The organism is Granulicatella sp. 572.rep1_STHE, from assembly GCF_001073445.1.
GTDB lineage: Bacteria > Bacillota > Bacilli > Lactobacillales > Aerococcaceae > Granulicatella > Granulicatella adiacens.
The window spans coordinates 1-21,223 of sequence record NZ_JVBO01000021.1 but is presented as its reverse complement, the minus strand read 5'-3'; the positions used below and the strand labels follow the sequence as shown (position 1 = coordinate 21,223).

The 21,223-nt window shown below is 35.3% G+C and carries 19 protein-coding genes; 5 read left to right on the top strand and 14 right to left on the bottom strand.

The features are described 5' to 3' along the window. The first annotated feature begins 108 nt into the window (after nt 1-108). From ADH99_RS05470 to ADH99_RS05460, 3 genes are all read left to right on the top strand, one after another. Complete coding sequence (locus ADH99_RS05470; protein ID WP_082160279.1) at nt 109-3,681, top strand: PD-(D/E)XK nuclease family protein; 3,573 nt, start codon at nt 109-111, stop codon at nt 3,679-3,681. Continuing rightward, complete coding sequence (gene addA, locus ADH99_RS05465; protein WP_049555427.1) at nt 3,678-7,373, top strand: helicase-exonuclease AddAB subunit AddA; 3,696 nt, start codon at nt 3,678-3,680, stop codon at nt 7,371-7,373. Before ADH99_RS05470 ends, addA begins: the two co-directional genes overlap by 4 nt. Nucleotides 7,374-7,566: 193 nt before the next feature. Beyond that, nucleotides 7,567-8,193, top strand: coding sequence for a DUF624 domain-containing protein (locus ADH99_RS05460; protein WP_049555428.1), 627 nt, complete (start codon nt 7,567-7,569; stop codon nt 8,191-8,193). A 71-nt stretch (nt 8,194-8,264) separates the two neighbouring features. On the opposite strand, the gene phnE (ADH99_RS05455) is transcribed toward ADH99_RS05460, so the two are convergent. From phnE (ADH99_RS05455) to lspA, 14 genes are all read right to left on the bottom strand, one after another. After that, a complete protein-coding gene (gene phnE / locus ADH99_RS05455; protein ID WP_049555429.1) occupies nt 8,265-9,074 on the bottom strand; it encodes a phosphonate ABC transporter, permease protein PhnE in 810 nt (269 codons plus the stop codon). Between the two features lie 12 nt (nt 9,075-9,086). Further along, nucleotides 9,087-9,905 (bottom strand): phosphonate ABC transporter, permease protein PhnE, encoded by an 819-nt coding sequence (phnE, locus tag ADH99_RS05450; RefSeq protein ID WP_049555430.1) that lies wholly within the window; start codon nt 9,903-9,905, stop codon nt 9,087-9,089. Beyond that, on the bottom strand, nt 9,892-10,656 hold the full coding sequence (gene phnC / locus ADH99_RS05445; RefSeq protein ID WP_005605483.1) for a phosphonate ABC transporter ATP-binding protein: 765 nt from the start codon (nt 10,654-10,656) through the stop codon (nt 9,892-9,894). The genes phnE (ADH99_RS05450) and phnC overlap by 14 nt, the downstream gene beginning before the upstream one ends. Nucleotides 10,657-10,729: 73 nt before the next feature. Beyond that, nucleotides 10,730-11,794, bottom strand: a complete 1,065-nt coding sequence (locus ADH99_RS05440) for a PhnD/SsuA/transferrin family substrate-binding protein (RefSeq protein WP_005605481.1) — start codon at nt 11,792-11,794, stop codon at nt 10,730-10,732. A gap of 250 nt (nt 11,795-12,044) precedes the next feature. Next, nucleotides 12,045-12,896, bottom strand: a complete 852-nt coding sequence (locus tag ADH99_RS05435) for an L-ribulose-5-phosphate 3-epimerase (RefSeq protein ID WP_065427320.1) — start codon at nt 12,894-12,896, stop codon at nt 12,045-12,047. After that, the gene (locus ADH99_RS05430; RefSeq protein ID WP_005605477.1) at nt 12,886-13,575 is read right to left on the bottom strand and encodes an L-ribulose-5-phosphate 4-epimerase; all 690 of its coding nucleotides are present in this window, start codon (nt 13,573-13,575) and stop codon (nt 12,886-12,888) included. The genes ADH99_RS05435 and ADH99_RS05430 overlap by 11 nt, the downstream gene beginning before the upstream one ends. A 14-nt stretch (nt 13,576-13,589) precedes the next feature. Continuing rightward, complete coding sequence (locus ADH99_RS05425; RefSeq protein WP_049555432.1) at nt 13,590-13,877, bottom strand: PTS sugar transporter subunit IIB; 288 nt, start codon at nt 13,875-13,877, stop codon at nt 13,590-13,592. 84 nt (nt 13,878-13,961) lie between these two features. Beyond that, nucleotides 13,962-15,458, bottom strand: a complete 1,497-nt coding sequence (locus ADH99_RS05420; protein WP_049555433.1) for a PTS ascorbate transporter subunit IIC — start codon at nt 15,456-15,458, stop codon at nt 13,962-13,964. 2 nt (nt 15,459-15,460) lie between these two features. Then, the gene (locus ADH99_RS05415; protein WP_049555434.1) at nt 15,461-15,910 is read right to left on the bottom strand and encodes a PTS sugar transporter subunit IIA; all 450 of its coding nucleotides are present in this window, start codon (nt 15,908-15,910) and stop codon (nt 15,461-15,463) included. A gap of 98 nt (nt 15,911-16,008) precedes the next feature. Then, nucleotides 16,009-17,070 (bottom strand): L-ascorbate 6-phosphate lactonase, encoded by a 1,062-nt coding sequence (gene ulaG / locus ADH99_RS05410; RefSeq protein ID WP_006702638.1) that lies wholly within the window; start codon nt 17,068-17,070, stop codon nt 16,009-16,011. Nucleotides 17,071-17,088: 18 nt separating this feature from the next. After that, a complete protein-coding gene (locus ADH99_RS05405; protein ID WP_048711867.1) occupies nt 17,089-17,727 on the bottom strand; it encodes a 3-keto-L-gulonate-6-phosphate decarboxylase UlaD in 639 nt (212 codons plus the stop codon). 327 nt (nt 17,728-18,054) lie between these two features. After that, complete coding sequence (pyrR, locus tag ADH99_RS05400; protein ID WP_049555435.1) at nt 18,055-18,594, bottom strand: bifunctional pyr operon transcriptional regulator/uracil phosphoribosyltransferase PyrR; 540 nt, start codon at nt 18,592-18,594, stop codon at nt 18,055-18,057. 11 nt (nt 18,595-18,605) lie between these two features. After that, complete coding sequence (locus ADH99_RS05395; RefSeq protein WP_049555436.1) at nt 18,606-19,532, bottom strand: RluA family pseudouridine synthase; 927 nt, start codon at nt 19,530-19,532, stop codon at nt 18,606-18,608. A gap of 9 nt (nt 19,533-19,541) precedes the next feature. Continuing rightward, entirely contained in the window at nt 19,542-19,991 is a 450-nt protein-coding gene (gene lspA, locus ADH99_RS05390) for a signal peptidase II (RefSeq protein WP_039848773.1), read from the bottom strand. Between the two features lie 260 nt (nt 19,992-20,251). Here lspA and ADH99_RS05385 point away from each other — a divergent pair, with 260 nt between their 5' ends. Further along, the gene (locus tag ADH99_RS05385; protein WP_179944357.1) at nt 20,252-20,683 is read left to right on the top strand and encodes a hypothetical protein; all 432 of its coding nucleotides are present in this window, start codon (nt 20,252-20,254) and stop codon (nt 20,681-20,683) included. Nucleotides 20,684-20,728: 45 nt separating this feature from the next. Next, a partial coding sequence (locus ADH99_RS05380; RefSeq protein WP_049555925.1) for a transposase occupies nt 20,729-21,223 on the top strand: 495 nt, incomplete at its 3' end.

Sequence of the window (21,223 nt, the reverse complement as noted above, 5' to 3'; positions counted from 1 at the left end):
GAAAAACACTTTTAGTAGAAAACTACTAAAGGTGTTTTTTTATTGCAATAAATAGCCGTATTTGTTTGATTTCATGATATACTAAAGAAGACTTTAAGTGGAGGGATAATGATGGGATTTAAAGCTGTAATTTCAAAAAAATCAACCAATAAATCAAAGATGATTGCTGGACGTTTTTCAAATTGGTTGAAAGAAAAAGAAACACACCAAGTGTTCTATATCGTTCCAGATCATATTAAATTTACTGCTGAGATGGAAATGATTCGAAATGTCGGTGAGTTGTTATCGAATTCAACCAACCGAAGTTATGCTTCTACGAGACTACAAGTTTATAGTTTTAAACGTTTATTATGGTATCTCCTTCGTAATGAAGCTATTACAGAAAAACTCTCCATTTCAAAAGTAGGAATTACAATGCTTTTGAAATCTATTTTGGAGGAACATTCTGACGAACTATTACTCTTTAAAAACGAAGCTCGTCATAAAGGTTTTCTTGAACAACTAAGCAAAGTAATGAATGAATTTCAATCGGGAGGAATTGAAATTGAGGATTTCTCAAGCTTTTTTGAAGCAACCAACCCTACTGAAAACGAGCAACGATTAAAAGAATTTGGAATTATTTATCGTTACTATACGAATGCACTAAAACAAGATTTTGTTCACCAAGAAGAAAGTTATGCCCAGTTATGTAGTGTCATTGCTTCGAAAAATTTATCCAATACCTTTATCGTGATTGATGAAATGGTGACGTTATCGAAGGCTGAAATGGAAGTAATTGAAGCTTTAGTAGGAAGTGGTGCCACTGTTGAATTTCATGCTACATTAACAACTTATGGTGTACATACTGCCAAGAATGAAATAGGAGATTCACTGTTTACTTCAAATAGAATTCTCTTGGAGAGACTCTCAAGATGGATTAATAGAGGAGATGACTTAGCACGCATCATCGAATGGGAAAATACTGAATCTATCTTTGATGAAGAATTTAAAGAGGTGGAACAGTTCTGGTTGGAAACAAATGGTGGACTTCCAAAGGTGAAAAGAACACCAGAACAAAAAATTCCATTACAAAAGATTACTTTTACTAAATACACGGACGAAAGAGAAGAGTACCAAGAAACTTTTGCCCAAATTAAAAGAATGGTGCAAACTGGAAAAGTTCGCTACAAAGATATCCAAATTTTAGGACGTAATTTAGAAGAGAATCATTTATTCTTAGAATCGCTTTTAAAGCAATACGATATTCCTGGATTTATCGATTTATCAGATTCTATGGAACATCATCCAATCATTCAAGTACTAGACGCGCTTTTTGCTATTTGGCAATATGATTGGCGTTATGCCGATATTATGAGTCTTCTTCGTAGTGAATATGTCTTATGGCATAAAGATGAAGAAACTTCACTTAAGGACCAATTACAAGCGTTTAGACAACAATTAGACGAAACAGAAACGGTTATTCTTGCCAATGGTTACGAAGGGTATCAATGGACAAATGGGAAACCTTGGGCGTATGTGGAAGATTCAATTGACGAAGATTCGAAAGCGGAACAGACTGATAAAAATACACAAATATTACTGAAAGCACAAGAACTTCGTAACGAATTAACGGCTATATTATTACCTGCATTCAAAAAAATAGAACAAGCAGCTACAACGAAAGAAGCTGTTTCTGTACTATATCAATTACTATTAACTTTATGCGTTGAACAATCCTTTATTTATTGGAGAGATGTTGCTGCTGAAGAAGGAGATGTAGAAACAGCTAGACGTCAAGAACAAGTTTGGTCCGAATTTATCCGATTGTTAGATGAATATATTTATATTTTTGGTGAAAAATCCTTTGATTGGGAAACCTTTATGATGTTACTTCATACTGGTTTTGAACAAACGCACTATAATTTAGCACCATCTACATTAGATGAATTAACCATCACTGGGATGGATTCCGTTCGTTATACACCGAAGAAAATCACTTTTGCAGTAGGGCTCTCGCAAGGTGTAATGCCACGAAATATCGATGAAACAGGATTATTAACCGACGACGAACGTGAACTATTCTCAAATCATTTAGATAGTGGACGTTTTCTTGCGCCAACAACAGGTCAGCTGCAATCCGTTGAGCCGTTTGTATTCTATCAGTTACTCATGAGCGCAACAGATCACCTATATCTCTCTTGTGCTATTTCTAAAGATGGTAAGGAACAACTGGTTTCAAATTTCATACAACGTTTATTAAAACACTATGAACTAGAAGAAATGGATGGGTCGTTGAACCGACAAAAACGCTTAGAACAGGGTGATTTCGTTGTTCCATATGAACTCTTTACAACGCTTCTATTGAAGATGAGAGAGAACAAGTTCAAAGAAAAAGAAGAGATTGATTTCTTGTGGAAATTAATTCCGCATTTACTAAAAACTGACGCCACATTCAGCGCTAACTATCACGCATTACTAGCGTCTGTCTTTAGATTGAATGTAGCGAGTAAATTGCCACTTTCTCTTTCGCAAGAGCTTTATGGAAATCAATTAAATTTATCAACATCTCAAATTGAAACTTACTATAAAGATCCATTTAGTCATTTCTTACAATACGGATTAAGACTGAAAGAACGTCAAGAATTTGAGCTTTCACCAGCCAATACTGGTGAATACTTCCATGAATTCTTTGATCAGTTTATTAAAGAGTTAAATGCACGTGGGATATCTCTAAGAGACTTAACGTTAGAGCAAAAGTTGGCTATTGAAAAAGATATCTTCAATCGAATGAAAGACAATCCGAAATTTGCGATTTTAGCCTCTTCTAGACGCTTAAACTTTGTCCAAGGATTGTTACACCAAACTCTAATGCAAACGACAAATGCGCTTCAAAAACAAGCCTTAGCGCTAGAGACAAAACCTTGGATGACCGAAGTGGTATTCGGGACTTCTGGAAACTATCCAATTCATATTCCAATTGGACATAATCAATCTATTCATTTACGTGGGAAGATTGACCGTATCGACTTACTACAAGCAGATAATGGAATTTTTAACGGAATTATTGACTATAAATCTTCTGAACAAAAATTCGAAATCGCTAAACTCATTGCAGGAGTTCAAATCCAACTGTTAACGTATTTGAAAGTTTCAGAAGAAATCATTCGCAGTGAAAAAGGCGTAATTCCAACGCCTCTAGAAGCAAGCTATATCCATGTGCATAATCCTAAATTCAGCATTAAAGAAGTGCCAACGGAAGATAAGTTTAAGCAAGAATGGACAAAAGCCTTTAAACATCGTGGTTTAGTTAACTCAGATGAGATTGCTAGACTCAATCCGGAATTAGTTGAGACGAGTAAGTCGAATGTCTTGAATGTTGCTCTTAAGAAAGACGGAGGCATTAGTGCAACTTATAAAAATGGTGTTTATACGACAGAAGAATTGAAGTTATTCAAAGATTTCGTATGGGAAAAGATTCAAGAAGCAGGAAAAGGAATCCTATCTGGGGATATCACACTAGCTCCTTACGAGGACTTTAAACAATATGCAGATTCTGTATCCGGTAAATTTAGTAGTATCGCACAGTTCGATGCTACAAACCCAGAAAACAGATATCGTACTCTTCCTAAATTTGAAAAAGAAGAGGGGATTACATTTATTCAAGATGAATTACAAGAGAAGAAAGGAGAGACAGAAGCATGATTCCAGAGAAACCAAAAGGATTACAAGCAACACCTGATCAATGGAAAGCGATAGCTACTCGTGGGAACAATCTTCTTGTTTCTGCCTCAGCTGGTTCTGGGAAAACAAAAGTTCTTGTAGAACGGATTCTCATGCATATTCAAGAGGGTATCGACATTAATGAGTTGCTAGTTGTAACCTTTACAGAACTTGCAGCAAAAGAAATGAAGGAGCGTCTTCGTTCTAAACTAGAAGAAGCGATTGAAAAATCAACGGATGAAGTCCTTCAGCAACGTTTCGCGAAACAATTACAACTGATTCCGTCTGCTATGATTTCAACGATTCATAGTTTCTGTATGAAAGTGATTCGTCGTTATTTCTATTTAGCAGGGATTGACCCCGTATTTACGATGATGGATGAAATTGAAGGACAACTTCTGCAAGAAAAGGTCTGGAGAGCCGTAGAAGAAGAACTACTTGAACAACCAGAATATGAAGAAGTATTTGCAACATTCTCAAACGATCGCTCTGACGATGGCATTACCAATACTGTTTACCGCCTATATCAATATTCTCGTTCAAAAAGAGAACCTAAAACATGGTTATCTCATTTAACGCAGAACTATGCTGTAGGAACTGATTATGCTTCAACACCTTTCGTAAAAAAGTATGTGAAACCAGCATTAATCGAAGAGTTAAGCTACCTTGTTACTCAATATGATCAACTTCTTAAAGAAATTGAACTGCTTGGAGCACCGAAGCATCAAGCAGTTTTAGAAGATGATTTAGATTTTGTTAAAGCTGTTCTAGTACATATCCAAGAGGAATCCTATGTTTTTGCGTATCAAACATTCGAAGATAGAAAATTTAAGAACTGGTCTACAGCTAAAGTGGATGAAACCGTTAAAGAAAGCCTAGATGAGATTAAAGCGATTCGTGAAGGTTTGAAAAAAGACTTCCAAAAGATCAAAGAGGATTACTTTGTGATTTCGCCAGAAGTTCAGCTTCAACAAATGACGAAAGTGAATCGAATTCTATCGAAGCTATCAGATATTGCAGTGATGTTCTATGACCGTTTCCAGAATGAAAAACATCAGTTAAATAAGCTCGATTTCTCAGATTTAGAACATGACACTTTGAGAATTCTGACGAAATTAGATCAAAATGGACAAAAGATTGCTTCAGAATACTATCAAAATCACTTTAAAGAAGTCATGGTAGATGAGTATCAAGACGTTAACCGTGTCCAAGAAGCGATTTTAGAGCTCGTAAGTAAGCCTGATAACCGTTTTATGGTAGGTGACGTGAAACAATCTATCTACGGCTTCCGACTAGCAGACCCGTCTCTTTTCCGAGAAAAATACGAAGCGTATGCCGAAGGAAAGAGTGGGGAGAGAATCGTCCTAGCAGAGAATTTCCGTTCTAGAGATGAGGTTCTTTCCTTTACGAATAAAGTTTTCCAACAAATTATGAATAAAGAGTTGGGACAAGTGGAATATGACGATGTCGCTGCATTAAAAACAGGGAATCTTTCATATTCTCAAGATGATGATAAATCCAGTGAAATTATTTTAATTGAAGATGTGGATTTAGATGAAAGCACGGACGATTTAGAAGATGCTGAAGGGTTCGAAAAGGTAGAAAATGAGATTCATTATGTTGCACAACGCATTCAAGAGATGATTCATACTCCTTTTGAAGTGATGAATGATAAAGCGGATGCCAAACGTCCGGTAAATTATGGAGACTTCGCCATCCTTTCATCTACAAAGAGTAATAATGATAAAATCGAATCTATTTTTGCAGCATATGGTATTCCAGTGAACGTTCAAAAGGCGCAATCGTACTTTAAACGTACTGAAATTACGACAATGGTTTCTTTACTAAAAGTGATTGATAATCCATTACAAGATATTCCATTAGTTGCTGTATTGCGTTCTGGACTTGTTGGATTAGACGAAATCGCATTAGCTCATATTCGTACAACATCCAAAAATACAAGTTACTATGAAGCTGTTTGTCAATTTATTTCTGATTTTAAACTCAAGGACGTAGACTATTATGATTCTAAGCAACAATTAGCGCTTAAAGAACGTCTTGAAGGCTTTTTAACATTATTAAATAAATGGAGAGACACCGCAAATAACGAATCTATCGCTCAGTTGATCTGGAAAATTTATATGGATACGCATTATTTGGAATATGTCCATGGGCAATCAAACGGTGAGCAAAGAGCTGTAAACTTGCATGCATTATATGAACATGCCCATCAATACGAATCAAGTAGCTTTAAAGGAGTTCGTAACTTTATTCGTTTCATTGAAGCTCTGCAAAAGAAAGAAAAAGACTTAGATGAAGCGCCAATAGCAATGGATTCCAACGCTGTGCAAGTGATGACAATTCACGCAAGTAAAGGGTTGGAATTCCCAGTTGTATTCTTAATCGATACCAATCGCAAATTTAACATGCAAGACTTAAAAGCGTCTATCATGTGCTCTGATGAGATTGGTGTAGGTACAAATTACTTTGATTTAAGCACACGCATTACGTATCCAACCGTTCAAGCAGTAGCTACAAGAAACTTCGAGAAGAAGAAATTATTATCCGAAGAAATGCGTAAATTGTATGTAGCGATGACACGTGCACGTGAAAAGCTAATTATCGTTGGTACCCTTAAAAACTACGAGTCATTTAAGAAGAAATATGCCTTTTTAATGAATGAATCTAGTGAAATTTTACCGTATCAAGCACGATTCAAAAGCAGTACATTCCTTAATTGGATGCTACTGAGTGCGATTCGCGAACAATACAAGATTACTCCTGAAATTGTTGCTAAGGCGGATATTGTATCTAATAGCAAACACTATATCCATGAAATCAGTGATAAGGAAGTCTTCCAAAAAGATTGGCATGAATATTATAATGAAGCCAATTCTCCGGGTGAATTGAAGGCTCGAGTTCAAAGTATGCTAAAAACCATTCAACAAGATTACCAGTTTGACGTTGAAAGCAAGACAACAAGCTATCAAAGTGTGTCTGAATTAAAACGTGTACTTGAAGATCCAATCATCGAAGAATTATCGCAAAATAGCTTGATAGAAGAGGGGAGAAGAGCCATTTATCTCTCTCCTACATTGGAACAACCACGCTTTATGGAAACTAGTTCAACAACTGTTTCTGGAGCTCAAAGAGGTAGCGCTCTTCACTTATTAATGCAGAAAGTGGACTTTACAAGTACCATTACATTAGATTCGTTAGAACAATTACAGGGAAGTTTAGTGGAATCCAATGAAATTACACCAGAAGTTGCTGCAAAAGTTCCAGTGACACAAGCGTTCGAATTCTTCCAATCAACATTTGGTCAATGGATTGTTCAAAATTCACATGCATTAGTCCGTGAGCAAGCATTTTCATATGTACTTGAAGCTAGCAAATTCTTCAAATCGATTCAGACAGATGATTTGATGATGATTCACGGGATTATCGATGGATATGTCGAGTTAGACGATGAGATTATTGTATTTGACTATAAGACAGATTATGTCGTAGATTCTATAGAAGGAATTCAAAGCATCGTACGTAAATATAAGGACCAATTGAATATATATGCCGATGCATTAAGCATTAGTTGTAACAAAAAAGTTACAAAAAAAGTTCTATGTTTATTATCAATCAATAAGAATATAGATATCGATACATTAAAAGCTATATAACGTTATGCGCTCAGTGTTTCTTATAAATGCTGAGCGTATTTTGTTGATGATGGAGGATATATTAATTTTCTGATTAATAACTTAGTATAATATATATTATGTAAACCTATAGATGTGTCAAAGAAACATCATTGCATTTTAAAGCACCTCAAAGTATACTATTAAAGTAATTAATTATTAAGGATGGTCTCTCATGCAATATAATCAAGACAGCAAGTTTTGGCATTTCGCTACATTAGTTGCTGATTTTATTTTATTAAATCTATTATTTGTCGTTCTATGTATACCTGTTGTTACGATTGGTCCAGCAATTTCTGCCTTAATTCATACAACACTTAAGCTTTCTGAGGATGAGAATCGTACACTGATAAAGCCGTTTTGGAATGAATTTAAGCGTGATATCACTAAAAAGATACTCTTATGGATCGTGTATTTAATTCTACTTGCTGCTATGGTTTATATGGCACAATTTTACTGGAAATTTGCGAATAATAACGTTGATTTATTGAGAATTATCGGTTTTATGTTATTTGTCTTATCAGCGTTGATTTTAGTTGTAACTATTGTAGCTTCAATTATTGGTCTTGCAATGACGACAAGGTATTTCAGTCCGATTAAACGATTAGTAAAGAATAGTTACTTATTAATTATTGTATTGCCGATTCAGGCTTTTATTATGGCTGCAGTTTTAGTAGCTTCAACCTTATTCTTTATCTATCAAACGGTGCCTGTCTTATCATTTTTCCTTGTAATTGGTTTTGCTGCTTTAGCTTATAGCTTTGCACCTTTAGTTCGTGAATTTTTCACAAAAGTAAAATAGATATCATTATAAAAGAAAACGACCTACAGAAATGCTCTGTAAGTCGTTTTTTGTTGTTTATTTGATGAAATTTAACCGCGTGCTAAACGTGTACGAATCTTAGTAGATACAAACTCAATGAATAGCACTAGAATGATTAATCCGCAAAGAATGGCTCCTACTTCATTCCATTTATAAGCGCTCATCGCAAACATTAAAGGAGAACCGATACCACCGGCACCTACCATCCCTAAAACTGTCGCATCTCTTAAGTTCATATCAAAACGATAAATAACCGTTGAAATGAAAGACGGAATTAATTGAGGCAAGATGCCAAATCGAATTTTTTGGTACAAATTACATCCGCTAGCATCTAATGACTCTAAAATCTTGTAATCTAAGTCTTCGATTGCTTCAATGTACAATTTTGAAATCATCCCGATGGATGCTACAGACATTGTTAAAAGCCCTGTAAATGCTCCAGGGCCTGTTACCCGGATGAACATTAATCCGTAAATTAATGTTGGAACTGTTCGGATTGCCATAATTAAAGTACGGAAAACTAACGCTACCGGCTTTGGAACGATATTTGTTGAAGACAAGAAAGCAAATGGAATTGCTAAAATTGATCCTACTAAAGTTCCTAGAAACGCAATACAGATGGTTTCTAACAGAAGGTACGCTACACCTTTGTTGGAAGTGTCAAATAAGAGTGTTGTATCCGGAGAAAAAATCCCTTTAATAATGTTCTTTGAGATTTCAGCGCCATTCTCAGGAATTTTACTTAATTCAATAGTCGTACCAGACCATGCAACAAGCGTTACAAGAATTAAAACAACCATTAATTTTACAATCCAAGTACGAGGAGCTTTTTGATATTGATTTAAAACTGCTTCATTCATTTAAGTCCCCTCCTACGCTAATTTAGTACGTAAATAATAACTAACGCTTTCGATTATGACTACAGTTAAGAATAGAATCACTAAAATCATCCCGACGTTGCTATATTCACGCCAACCTAAGTTTTCATTTAAAATAATACCGATACCACCAGCACCTACATAACCAAGAATAGAAGCGTATCTCACATTCCCTTCAAAACAATATAAAGAAGAAGCTAAATAACCTGGTAAAATTTGCGGAATGATAGCACTTGAGAAGGCTTTTCCTTTAGTAGCACCCAAAGCTTCAGCAGCTTCGAAAGCTCCCATATCAACCGTTTCGATTTGCTCGTATAGTTGTTTTCCACAATAAGCGAATGTATAGGTTGCAATCGCAAACGTACCTGCGAGTGTTCCTAAACCGAATATATATGTAGCAATTAATGCGGTTACTAGTGTTGGTAATGTACGAACAACACTTAAAAATAAACGGCTTAAACTAATCACAAACTTATTTTTTACAATGTTGCTAGATGCAATAATCGCAAAAGGAATTACTAAAATCGACCCTAATAAAGACCCCAATAATGACATTTTAATCGTATCGATTAATGGCGACCAAATTGAACTAGAGTATTCCCAGTTTGGTGGGAACATTCTACCAATCATTACAAAGAATTGTCCACCACGTTGCATAAGCGTTTTTAAGTTAAATCCCGTTACTTTACCAGCGTAATACATTGCCACAAGAAGCAAAATCGTAATAATAATTGCTTTCGATCGTGGTTCTCTAACGGTAGTTCCGTTTTCTAGTGTATATTCTTTTGGTGCGAAGAGTTTACTTAGCTTCATTCAACCCCTCCACCTTTCCTTTGTAGATTAAATCTAAAACTTCAGGAGTCACTTCAGAACTTGGACCATCATACACAATTTCGCCATCTCTAATTCCTAAGATACGATCAGCATACTCAAGCGCTAATTCTACATGGTGAATGTTTAAAAGAATAGAAATATTCATGTCTTTGTTAATGCGTTTGAAGTCTTCCATGACTCGTTTTGCTGTTACTGGGTCCAGTGCCGCAACTGGTTCATCTGCAAGAATAATTTCTGGATTTTGTGCTAATGTACGAGCTAAAGCCACACGTTGTTGTTGCCCACCAGATAATTGGTCCGCACGAATAAATGCTTTATCAACAATTCCAACTTTATCTAAGGCTTCTAATGCATGTAATTTTTCTTTTTTGGTATAAATTCCAAATAATGAACGGAAGAATGGAATATCTGGTACGATAGACGTCAATACGTTTTTAATAACCGTTGTTCTAGTCACTAAGTTAAACGATTGGAAAATCATCCCTACTTTATTTCTACGGAATTTACGCAAAGATTTCCCTTTTAATTTACTTACATCAGTTCCATCAACCGTTAATTTTCCTTCACTGATATCCAGCATTCTGTTAATTGTGCGAATAAGCGTAGACTTCCCAGCACCTGAAAGACCGATAATAGAAACAAACTCCCCTTGTTCAATTTCTAAGTTAATATTTTTAAGACCCTTAACCCCATTTGGATAAGTTTTAGATACATTTTCGAATTTAATCATTTTTCTTGCCTCTCTCTCAAAAAAGGGTCAGGAGAAATTTCCTAACCCTCATTTGATCTTCAACTCAAATTTATTAGTTACCTGATTTTAATTTTTTAAGTAATTTTTGTGCTTCACGTTCTTTATCGTAGTCGCTAGCATTTGCTTTCTTATAGCCTTTATGAGAGTAAATTTTGATAATTTCTTTACCTTCATCTGTTTTAGCAATATTCATCATTGCATTAGCGAACGCTTCTTTAAATGCATCGTCTACGATTGGAGAAGATTTACTTACTGAAATTGTGTCATTGTAAATATCTGGAGTTACACCGATAACGTTCGTTTCTTTGAAGATATCTTCTGAACGACCATAATCACTAGTCCATTTTTTAGCGTAATCGTTACGAACGTCAGCATAACCAACCATGATATCAATTTGACCAGAAGCTAAACGTGCTGCTGAACTTGCGTAAGAGTCTGATTGAACAACATTTTGTAAGTCAGAAATTCCTTTCCCATACTTTTCTTGTAACCATAATGTTGGGTAAATATAACCTGATGATGATGAAGTTCCTAATACTCCCCATTTGGCAGAATTTAACTCTTCCCAAGTCAATTCTTGACCACTATTGATTTTCGCAGCTAATTCCTTCCCTTTTTCAGTAGGGCCAGCAATAACTAATCCTTTATAGGATGTAGCTTGTTCAGTTCCACGACCTGTTTCTTTTCCATCATTCCAATCTTTTGGATTAGTAGAGTCTTTTAATAAATTATCACGAGTAGCCGTTAATAATACATCAACTTCTTTGTCATACAATACATAAGTCCCACCAGGTAAGAAACCAATATCTGCACTACCTGATGCTAATGCTTCACCTACAGCGTCAAAACTTGTACCTACAGAGATATCAACATTTTTAACATCGTAGCCTTCTTTCGCTAATTCTTTCTTTAGTAGTTCTTTTAATGGTTCTGTTGTTGTCACAATTGTTTCAGGATCACGAGATGGTACAAAAGCGATTTTCAAAGTTTCGATTGTTTTCGAAGCATTTTGGCTTTGACTTTGATTTGTATCTGAACCTGAATTACTAGAACATCCTGCTAATAAAGCTAATGATGATAAACCAATTGCTAATTTAGACCAAAAAGACTTTTTCATAAAAATATATCCTCCTAAGATACGTTTTGTTATTAGAAATTAAGAATTCCTTAACCCCTCTTACTATATTACAAGACATATACGTAAATTACAACAGAAATATTATTAAAAATAAAGTTTTTCATACTATTTTCAAAATAATATTCAAACAAAATTATTGAAAACGCATAACATACGAACTTTAAAACGCGAACGTTCGGCAATTTAGACAAAAAAGAAACCTCCCAAATTTTGGAAGGTTTCAATCTATTTATTTGTTTGGAAAATGAGATCTTAAGAATTGGTTTGCAAACTTAATGTCTTCTAACCAGTTTTCTTGACCTACATACCAGAATTCACCGGTGAAACGATTTACTCCGATTGATAAGAATGTATCGACCATACGTTTGAAATCGATTTGACCAGTACCAAATGGAATTTCACGGTAATGTCCAGGAATCGTTTCTTTTAAGTGAGCTGCAACAATATGCCCTCTTCCTAATTCGATATCTTCGTAGACATTTTTTGCTCCAGGTTCTAATGATGCGTTCATTAAGTTACCTGAGTCTGGATATACTTGTAAGTATGGAGATTTCACTAATTCAACGAAACGCATTGATTTCTCAACAGTGTTCATGAATGGAGTTTCCATTGTTTCAAAACCAAGAAGAATACCTTTTTGTGAAGCCATTTCAGTAGCTTTCTTAAGGTTTTGGATGAAGTAATCAAGTGTTACTGCATCTCCTTCTTCATAGTAAACATCGTATCCAGCTAATTGGATCACTCGAACACCTAAATCATCTGCTAATTGAATTGCTTTTTCCATGATTTCTAGACTGCGTGTGCGAGTTGCTTCATCGTGCGAACCAAATGGATATTTACGATGGCCACTTAAGCACATTGAACGGATTGGAACTCCAGTTTCGAACATGTCGTTCACTAACTGTTGGCGTTCTTCCTTAGTCCATTCTAGACGACTTAATTTTTCATCAGTTTCATCGATACTGATTTCTAAAAAGTCAAATCCAGTTGTTTTCACTGTTTCTAACTTTTCTCTAAAACTAAGTGTGTTAGGCATTGATTTTTCATACAAACCAAGTTCATAAAACTTTTTATTGTCCATAGTAAGCATTCGCTCCATGTTTTCTTAAATAGTGTTTATCTAAAATTGTTTGTGACATTGGCTTCATATTTGGGTTTAAAGCAAAGTTATGCCAAGCCATGTTTGCAACGTATTCTAATACAGTAATGTTGTGTACCGCATCCATTGCGTCTTTACCCCATGCAAATGGTCCATGGTTAAATACTAAAACAGCTGGAATCGCATTTGGATCTTTATCTTTGAAAGTTTCAACGATTACTTTACCTGTTTCTAACTCATAAGCACCTTTAATTTCTGCTTCTGTCATTTCTCTAGTACAAGGGATTGTTCCGTAGAAGTAGTCTCCTTGTGTTGTTCCGAATGCAGGAATTTCTTGTCCTTGTTGAGCCATTGTAGTTGCCCATAGAGAGTGAGTATGCACTACCCCATTTACATCTTTAAAATTACGGTAAATTTCTAAGTGAGTATCTAAGTCAGAAGAAGGTTTTAGAGCTCCTTCTACTTTATTACCGTCGATATCCACAATTACGATATCATCAGCAGTTAGTTTATCATAGTCAACGCCTGAAGGTTTGATTGCGATAACCCCTGCTTCACGGTCGTACTCTGAAACGTTACCCCATGTAAAAATAACTAATCCATGTTTTGGTAACTCTAAGTTTGCTTTTAATACACGTTCTTTTAATTGTTCGTATGCCATTGTAGAATCCCTTCTTATAGGCCTAAAGCTTCAGAAATTTTTTCAGTCATTTCTTTTTCAGATAATAAGTTTTGTAAGCCTACGATTTTTGTGTTTGGTAAATCTAAGCCATCAAAAACTTCTAACAAAGCTGATGAAATAACAACTAAATCATAGTTTTTTGCTGAAGATTTTGCTTCAGAAACTGCACAGTGATGAACTTCTAAAGGAATATTTAATTTTCTAAATACATTTGTTAATTTCATTTTGATAATTTGGCTTGAACCCATTCCGCTTCCACATGCTGCTAATACTTTCATAATTTACATCTCCTTATATTGCTAGAGTATCGGATAGAAAACACTACCCGATACCCTTATTTTACTATATTCTTTTACTTAATTAAATTAGTTTTGCTTAGACTCTAAGTATGTTTCATAGTCTTCAGCGATAGTGAAGTAATGTTCTTTGTTTTTGCTGTATTGTAATTGAGGGATTGCTAAAAGAATAATTAACACAATTCCTAAACCAATGTATTGGAAGTTTTGCATTAAGAATCCGAATCCAACCCAAATTGTATCCCAGTCAAAGTTACCATGCCATCCACCGTATGCAGCTAAACCAAATGCCCCTGCTGCTACAGCTCCACCTAATACTTGGATTAAACCTGATAAGAATGAAAGGATAGAAGCAGCACGTAAACCACCTTTATGGTTAGCGTATACTGCGAATGTAGCGTTATCGAAGAATACTGGTACGAATCCAGTGATGATTAATACTGGAGATTTGAATACGATTAATCCTAAGATTGCTACGATTTGTCCTAATACCCCGAATAAGAAACCAACTGTTACAGCGTTTGGAGAACCAAATCCGTAAACTGCAGCACAGTCAACCGCTGGCATAGAACCTGGTAATAATTTGTTAGAGATACCTTGGAACGCTTCTGATAATTCAGCAACGAATAAACGAACCCCTAATTGTAAGATTTGAACATAAACAGTGAATGTTAATGCTGTTTGTAAAATGTAGAAGAAGAAGTCGTCAGTTGCTTTTAATGTAGTCATTTTGAATTTAGAAGCAGCAACTGTTAACTCTTGTCCATTTACGCCTACTAAGTAGTCTTTACCTAATACTAATAAGATTGCACCGAAGAACACGATCATTAAGATTGATGTTGCAACGATTGATTCTTTGAAGATTGATAAGAAACCTGGTAATTCAAGATCTTCAATCTTCTTGTCGTTTTTACCTGAGAATTTAGGAGCTAATTTGTCAACTAACCAAACCCCAAACATTTGTTGGTGACCAATTGCAAATCCGCCGCCTTCTGTTAATTCTTGAGTAGCTTCTACAGTTAAGTTTGCAGCTACTGCCCAATATACACCTAATACAATACCTAATAAGATTACAAATTGTAATTGGTTAACGTTATCACCTAAAGCTAAAGCCATTAACCAAGTTGCTGTAGCAGATTGTTGCACCATGATGTGACCAGTGATGAATACTGTACGAACTTTAGTTAATTTACGGAAGATAACTAATACTAAGTTCGTTAAGAAAGCTACTAATAATACTTGTACTGTTAAACCTGTTGCATGACCAGCTGATTTTAATGCAGCTTCTGCAGCAGCTTGACCAAAGTATGGGTCAATAACGGCAGCTTGTAATCCAAAACGATCCCCTAATGCTGCTAATACTGGACGGAAGTTTGAAACTAATCCACCAGCAGCTACGTTTAAGATCATGTAACCTACAACTGCTTTAATAAAACCTGCTAATGCATCGTACCATTTACGACCCAATAGTAAATAACCAACTAAAACGATTAAACCAACAAAGTATTGTGGTTTAGTAAAAATGTTAGCATAGAAGAATTGCCAAAAACTGAATAAAAATTCCATTATTATTCACCTATTCCTTTTAAGATATTTTCTAAATCCTCTTTTGAGCGCGCATTAACAAACGCATTAATTACAGATTCATCGTCTAATAAAGTCACTAACTCAGATAAGTTGTTTAAGTGTTTTTCATTATCAGTTGATGCTAAAACGAAGAATAAATGTGGTTGGTAGTCAGCACCTGGTCCAAAATCCACAGCTTCTTCAATGTTCATAAATGCTACAGCAGTATCATTTACCCCTTTTCCTTCTTGTGCGTGAGGGATACAAATCTCTGGCGCAATTACGATGTAAGGTCCAAATTCATGAACATTACTAATAATGTAACCTGGGTATTCAGGTTCAATGATCTTTTGTTCTAATAAAGGTTGGCAAGCTTTTTTGATGGCTTCTTCCCATGATAGAGAACCTTTTTGGAACGAAAAGCGTCCATTTTCGATAATTTCTCTTAACATATTTTCCTCCTTGTGTTATTAAGAAATCGTATTCATTATTACGCTTGGATAAAGCCTAGAGTGGGTTAGCTCTAGGCTTTCCAAATTTAATGACAATATTATAAGAATGATGGGAATGGTACGTCATTCTCTACAGAGAATACATCGTCAAATCCACGGTAGAAGTTAAATTCTAATTTATCTTTGTCAGTTGGGTAAGTATACTTACCACCTACTTGCCAGATGAATGGTTTGAATTTGTATTCTAAGCGATCCTTCTTGAATTTCCAGATTTCTGTAATTTCTTTTGGATCTGCTTGGAAGTTAGCCCAAATATCATAGTGAACTGGGATAACCACTTTCGCATTTAATGATTCAGCCATACGTAACATATCAACTGAAGTCACTTTATCAGTGATACCACGAGGGTTTTCACCGTAAGCACCTAAGCACACATCGATTTCATGTTCGTTACCATGTTTAGCAAACATGTTTGAGTAGTGAGAATCTCCTGCGTGATATAAGTTACCACCACTTGTTTTGAATAAGTAGTTCACAGCGATTTCGTCCATGTCTTGAGGCATTTTGCCTTTAAGAACTTCACCGTCTTTAGCTGTAACTAAAGCTGTACGGTCAAATGCTTCTAAAGCAACGATTTCGATGTCTTTGATTTTAACTGAGTCTCCTGGGTGTACAACGATTGTACGTTCAGCAGGAACTCCCCAACCTAACCAAGTGTTTACTACTTCTTGAGGTCCTACGAATTTAGCTTCTGGACAGTTGTTAGCAACTGCTGCAGCTGTATTAATGTCTAAGTGATCTGAGTGAATATGAGTTACTACTAAAGCATCAACATTTTTCACTTCGAATGGATCGATTACAAATGGTTGTGTACGTAAGTTTGGTTGTAAGTTTTGGCAACCACTCATACGTTGCATTTGGTGACCAGTTTTCATTTTTCCATTACCGTGGCTACGTTTACCAGTTCCACACCATAAGTCACATAAGATGTTTGTATTTTTTTCTGATTTTAACCAGATACCTGTACATCCTAACCACCACATAGCGAATGTTCCTGGTTTCACTTCTTCGCGTTCGATTTCTTCATTTAACCAAGTTCCCCATTCTGGGAAAGTAGATAAAATCCAAGATTCTTTTGTTACATCTTTGATATTTGCCATTATTATTCCTCCTTGGGATTATCCCCAAATACGTTTGATTTCTTCTTTAAATTCACGAGCAGATTGCGCTGGATTTTCAGTAGCGTAAATTCCGCGGCCTGCGATGAATGTATAAATTGGAATTCCTTCAAACACTTTTAATGTGTCTTTTGTTAATCCACCTGTAGCTGAAACTTTGAATCCCATGTCGATTAAACGACGGATTTTGTTTAAATCAGATTCAGTCCAAGTTGCTCCTGCAAATAGAGCATCACGGCTTTGGTGGAAGATTGCTTGGTCAATACCAGCGTCTCTCCATTGTTGTGCTTGTTCGAAAGTCCAATCTCCGTATAATTCAACTTGTAAAGACTTCACTTCTTTGTTTGCGGCTTCCATAGTTGGAATAGTTGCACAGCAAATTACTGTCATCCAGTCTGCTCCAGCGAGGGCAACATTTTTAGCAACAGTTGTACCAGCGTCAGCACATTTTGTATCAGCAATGATTACTTTATCTGGGAAAGCACTACGTAAGCATTTAATCGCTTTGTCCCCTTCGTTTAAAAGTAAAATCGTTCCTGCTTCAATAATGTCTACTTCGTTTCCAACCGCAAGAGCATCTTTTAATGCATCTTCAATACGGTTGTGGTCTAAAGCAACTTGTAAATTAGGAATTGCCATATTGTCATTCTCCTTTTCTGTCTTGCTTTAAACAATCATAAAATCATAACGTCTTACGAAAATGATCATTTAAAAAGTTACGGTACCAATTCATGGTATTAGTATAGTATAAACATTTTTTTGTTACAACCGTTTACAAACAAGTAATCGAATAATCAGTTTTATGATTGTTTGCGTTTACTTTACGAACGTTTGGAAATAAGCAATATGGTTATGTATATAGGAAGAATTCATAAAATTATATTATGAATACTACTAAAATATCTGTTTTGATCGTTTACGATTATAAAATAAAAATACCCTCTCAATAAAGAGAAGGTAATAATATTACTCATTTTCAATAATGACCTCATCAGAAGCGTCATCCTCCAGTAAATGAACATGGATAACTTCCTCTAAAGAAGTGGGTACATTTTTCCCGATAAAATCTGGACGAATTGGAAGTTCTCTATGACCTCGATCGATAAGAATTGCTAAACTGATTCGCTTAGGTCTGTCGATATCCATAATTGCATCTAAGGCAGCTCTTACCGTTCTTCCTGTAAACAAAACATCATCCACTAAGACCACTTGCTTTCCTTTGATATTAAAAGGTATAGACGTTCCATTTAATACAGGCGCCTCTTCATTCTCGATATCATGCCGATCATCTCGGTATAATGTAATATCTATTTCGCCAACTGGTACTTTAATCTTTTCTAAAGAAGAGATTTTCTCAGCGATGCGTTTTGCTAAAGTGATTCCTCTTGTTTTAATACCAAGCATCACTAAATTCGAAACGTCTTTTTGTTGCTCAATAATTTCGTATGAAATTCTGGTTAATGCTCTACTAATAGCACCTTCATCCATAATTCTGACTTGTTTCATTGCTTTCACCTCTAGTCTTCAAAGTGTCCTTTATTCAATTGAATAAACTCCGCGAATTCTTTTGGTGGTTCCACTTGGAAGTTTAGCGTTTCTCCTGTTAATGGGTGAGTGAAGCTAAGTGTTCTTGCGTGTAGAAATTGACCAAATTCTGTTGCTTTTTTCCCTTTTGGATGATACAATGGGTCATTTACAATCGGATGTTTAATAAATTCCATATGGGCTCTGATTTGATGAGTTCGTCCAGTTTCTAGGCGACAAGATACGAGTGAATAGTTTGAAAAAGAATCTAAAACTTCAAAATGCGTAATAGCATTCTTTCCTCCTTTTTCCACGACTCTTTTTAAGCGATTCGTTTGATGACGGGATAAAGGTGCATCAACAACACCCGTTTCATGTGCAAAGTGCCCATCCACAATGGCAATATACTCACGGCTCATCTTATTTTCAGCAATCTGCTCAGCCAATTTTTGGTGCACATCATTATTTTTAGCAATGACTAATAAGCCACTTGTATCTTTATCAATGCGATGGACTAATCCTGGACGATAGATTTCTTCACTCGTGCTATCTGATAAGCTATTTGAATGATATAACAATGCGTTTACTAACGTACCACTATAATGTCCTTTAGACGGATGAACAACCATACCACTTGGTTTATTGACTACAATTAATGAGTCATCTTCAAAAACGATATCTAGTGGAATATTCTCTGGTTGAATGGTTATAGTTTCTTCCTCTTTCTGAAGAATTGTAACTTCATCCCCAGAATGTGCTTTATAATTTGATTTTACGACTTCTCCATTAACTGAAATAAGTCCAGCTTTTAGCCAACTTTGAATGGTAGTTCTACTTAGACCAAGCTCGCCAGTTAACACTTTGTCTAATCGTTCAGTCTTTTCTAATTCAAGTTTTAATTTTTTTAATACTGATGTCATAGTGCTCTCCTATTTTGATTGTTCCTTAAAAATAACATAATAAAATAAGAAGATTACTCCGAAGGTTAAACAAATGTCTGCAACATTAAAGATTGGAAAATCGATAAATTCAAACTTAAACATATCGACAACATACCCTAATCGGATACGATCAATAAAGTTTCCTACAGCCCCAGCTAAAATGAAAGAGTAAGCTGTTAATAACCATTTGGATTTTCCTTTTTCTTTAAACATCAAATATAAAAGTGTTCCAACTGCTACTGCAGTGATTGCATAAAAGAAAACCATCTTCCCTTCGAACATTCCCCAAGCTGCTCCAGTATTTCGAACGTATAATAAGCTCACAATTCCATTAATAAACTGCATTCCATCATGCAAGTTAAAGTTATTTACAATCCATAATTTCACTAGTTGATCTGCAATAATTAGTACAGCGCTTAATATTAAATATAAAAACATATCGACTCTCCATTTCTTTTCAATAATAGTATTGTACAAAGAAGTCAAAGGTTAGTCAACGAACTGAAAATGATGTTAAATTGAAATACTTTTTTCCACTCAAGGGGTAAAAACGGGTAAAATTTAACTGAAAATGGGGATAAAGTCCTAAAAATCAGTCAAAAGATTGAAAAAACAACAAAATACACGTATAATATCAACAAGAAAACGCATTACTGTTAAAGGAGTGTAATATAAAAAAAATCGCAGCCAAGGTATTCTTGATTAGCGCGGGTTTCTTATTTTTAGGAGCATGCGGTAATACAAAGAAAAGTGCCGAATCTACTGTTCAAGAAGTACAAGATACCTTACCTGTTGTCGTTCAACAATTAAATGACATTCAAGCGTTAGAAAATTCATTACAATCTGATTGGGAAGCGGATATCCATGAAGATTACACGATGACGTCTTACGCTAAGAAAACGGGTAAAGTATTCTCCAACATTCAAGAACGTCAGCAATTGTTGAAGTCTATGCAAAAATCGCTCAAAGTATTATCAGATGATGCGACTAGACTAAGTAACTTGAAGGATAAAAATCTTCCATCTGCAGAAATTCAAATTGTAGTTTCTAATCTGCAATCAATTGTTTCTCAATTAAAGAACTACTCCGAAATGTCTCAAAAACAATTGGAAAAAGAAGCTGAGTTTTGATATGTACCCCCTTTACTGGACAAACCAGTAAAGGGGGTATTTATTATGCGTTACTCATTTGAATTCAAAATGAAATGTGTAGAATTATATCGACAAGGAATATGGGCCGAAACGCCTGAAAAAGTTATGAAAAGGAGTTTCCAAAGAAAAATACTGGATTGGGATAAAATTGAAAAAATTCACGGACCTAAAGGATTAGAGCGCGTTAAAAGGCAAAGAAAATGGACAGCAGAAGAAAAATTGACATTTATTCTACAGGTTTTAAACGGGAAGACTCTTTCAGAGGTTTCTTTTCCAGCAGGAATTAGTCGCGGATTATTAAGTTCTTGGGTTCACAAGTACCTAACTTATGGATATAATGGTCTAAAGAATGAGAAACGTAGACAAGCATTATCTAAGGAGCTTATTATGAATAAAAAAGCTGTGACTGGTAACCTTTCAGAATCCGAACGAGAAGAATTAGTTCGATTACGTGAGCGAAATGCATATTTAGAAGCTGAAATTGCTGTTATAAAAAAACTGAGAGCCTTGAGAAAAGAA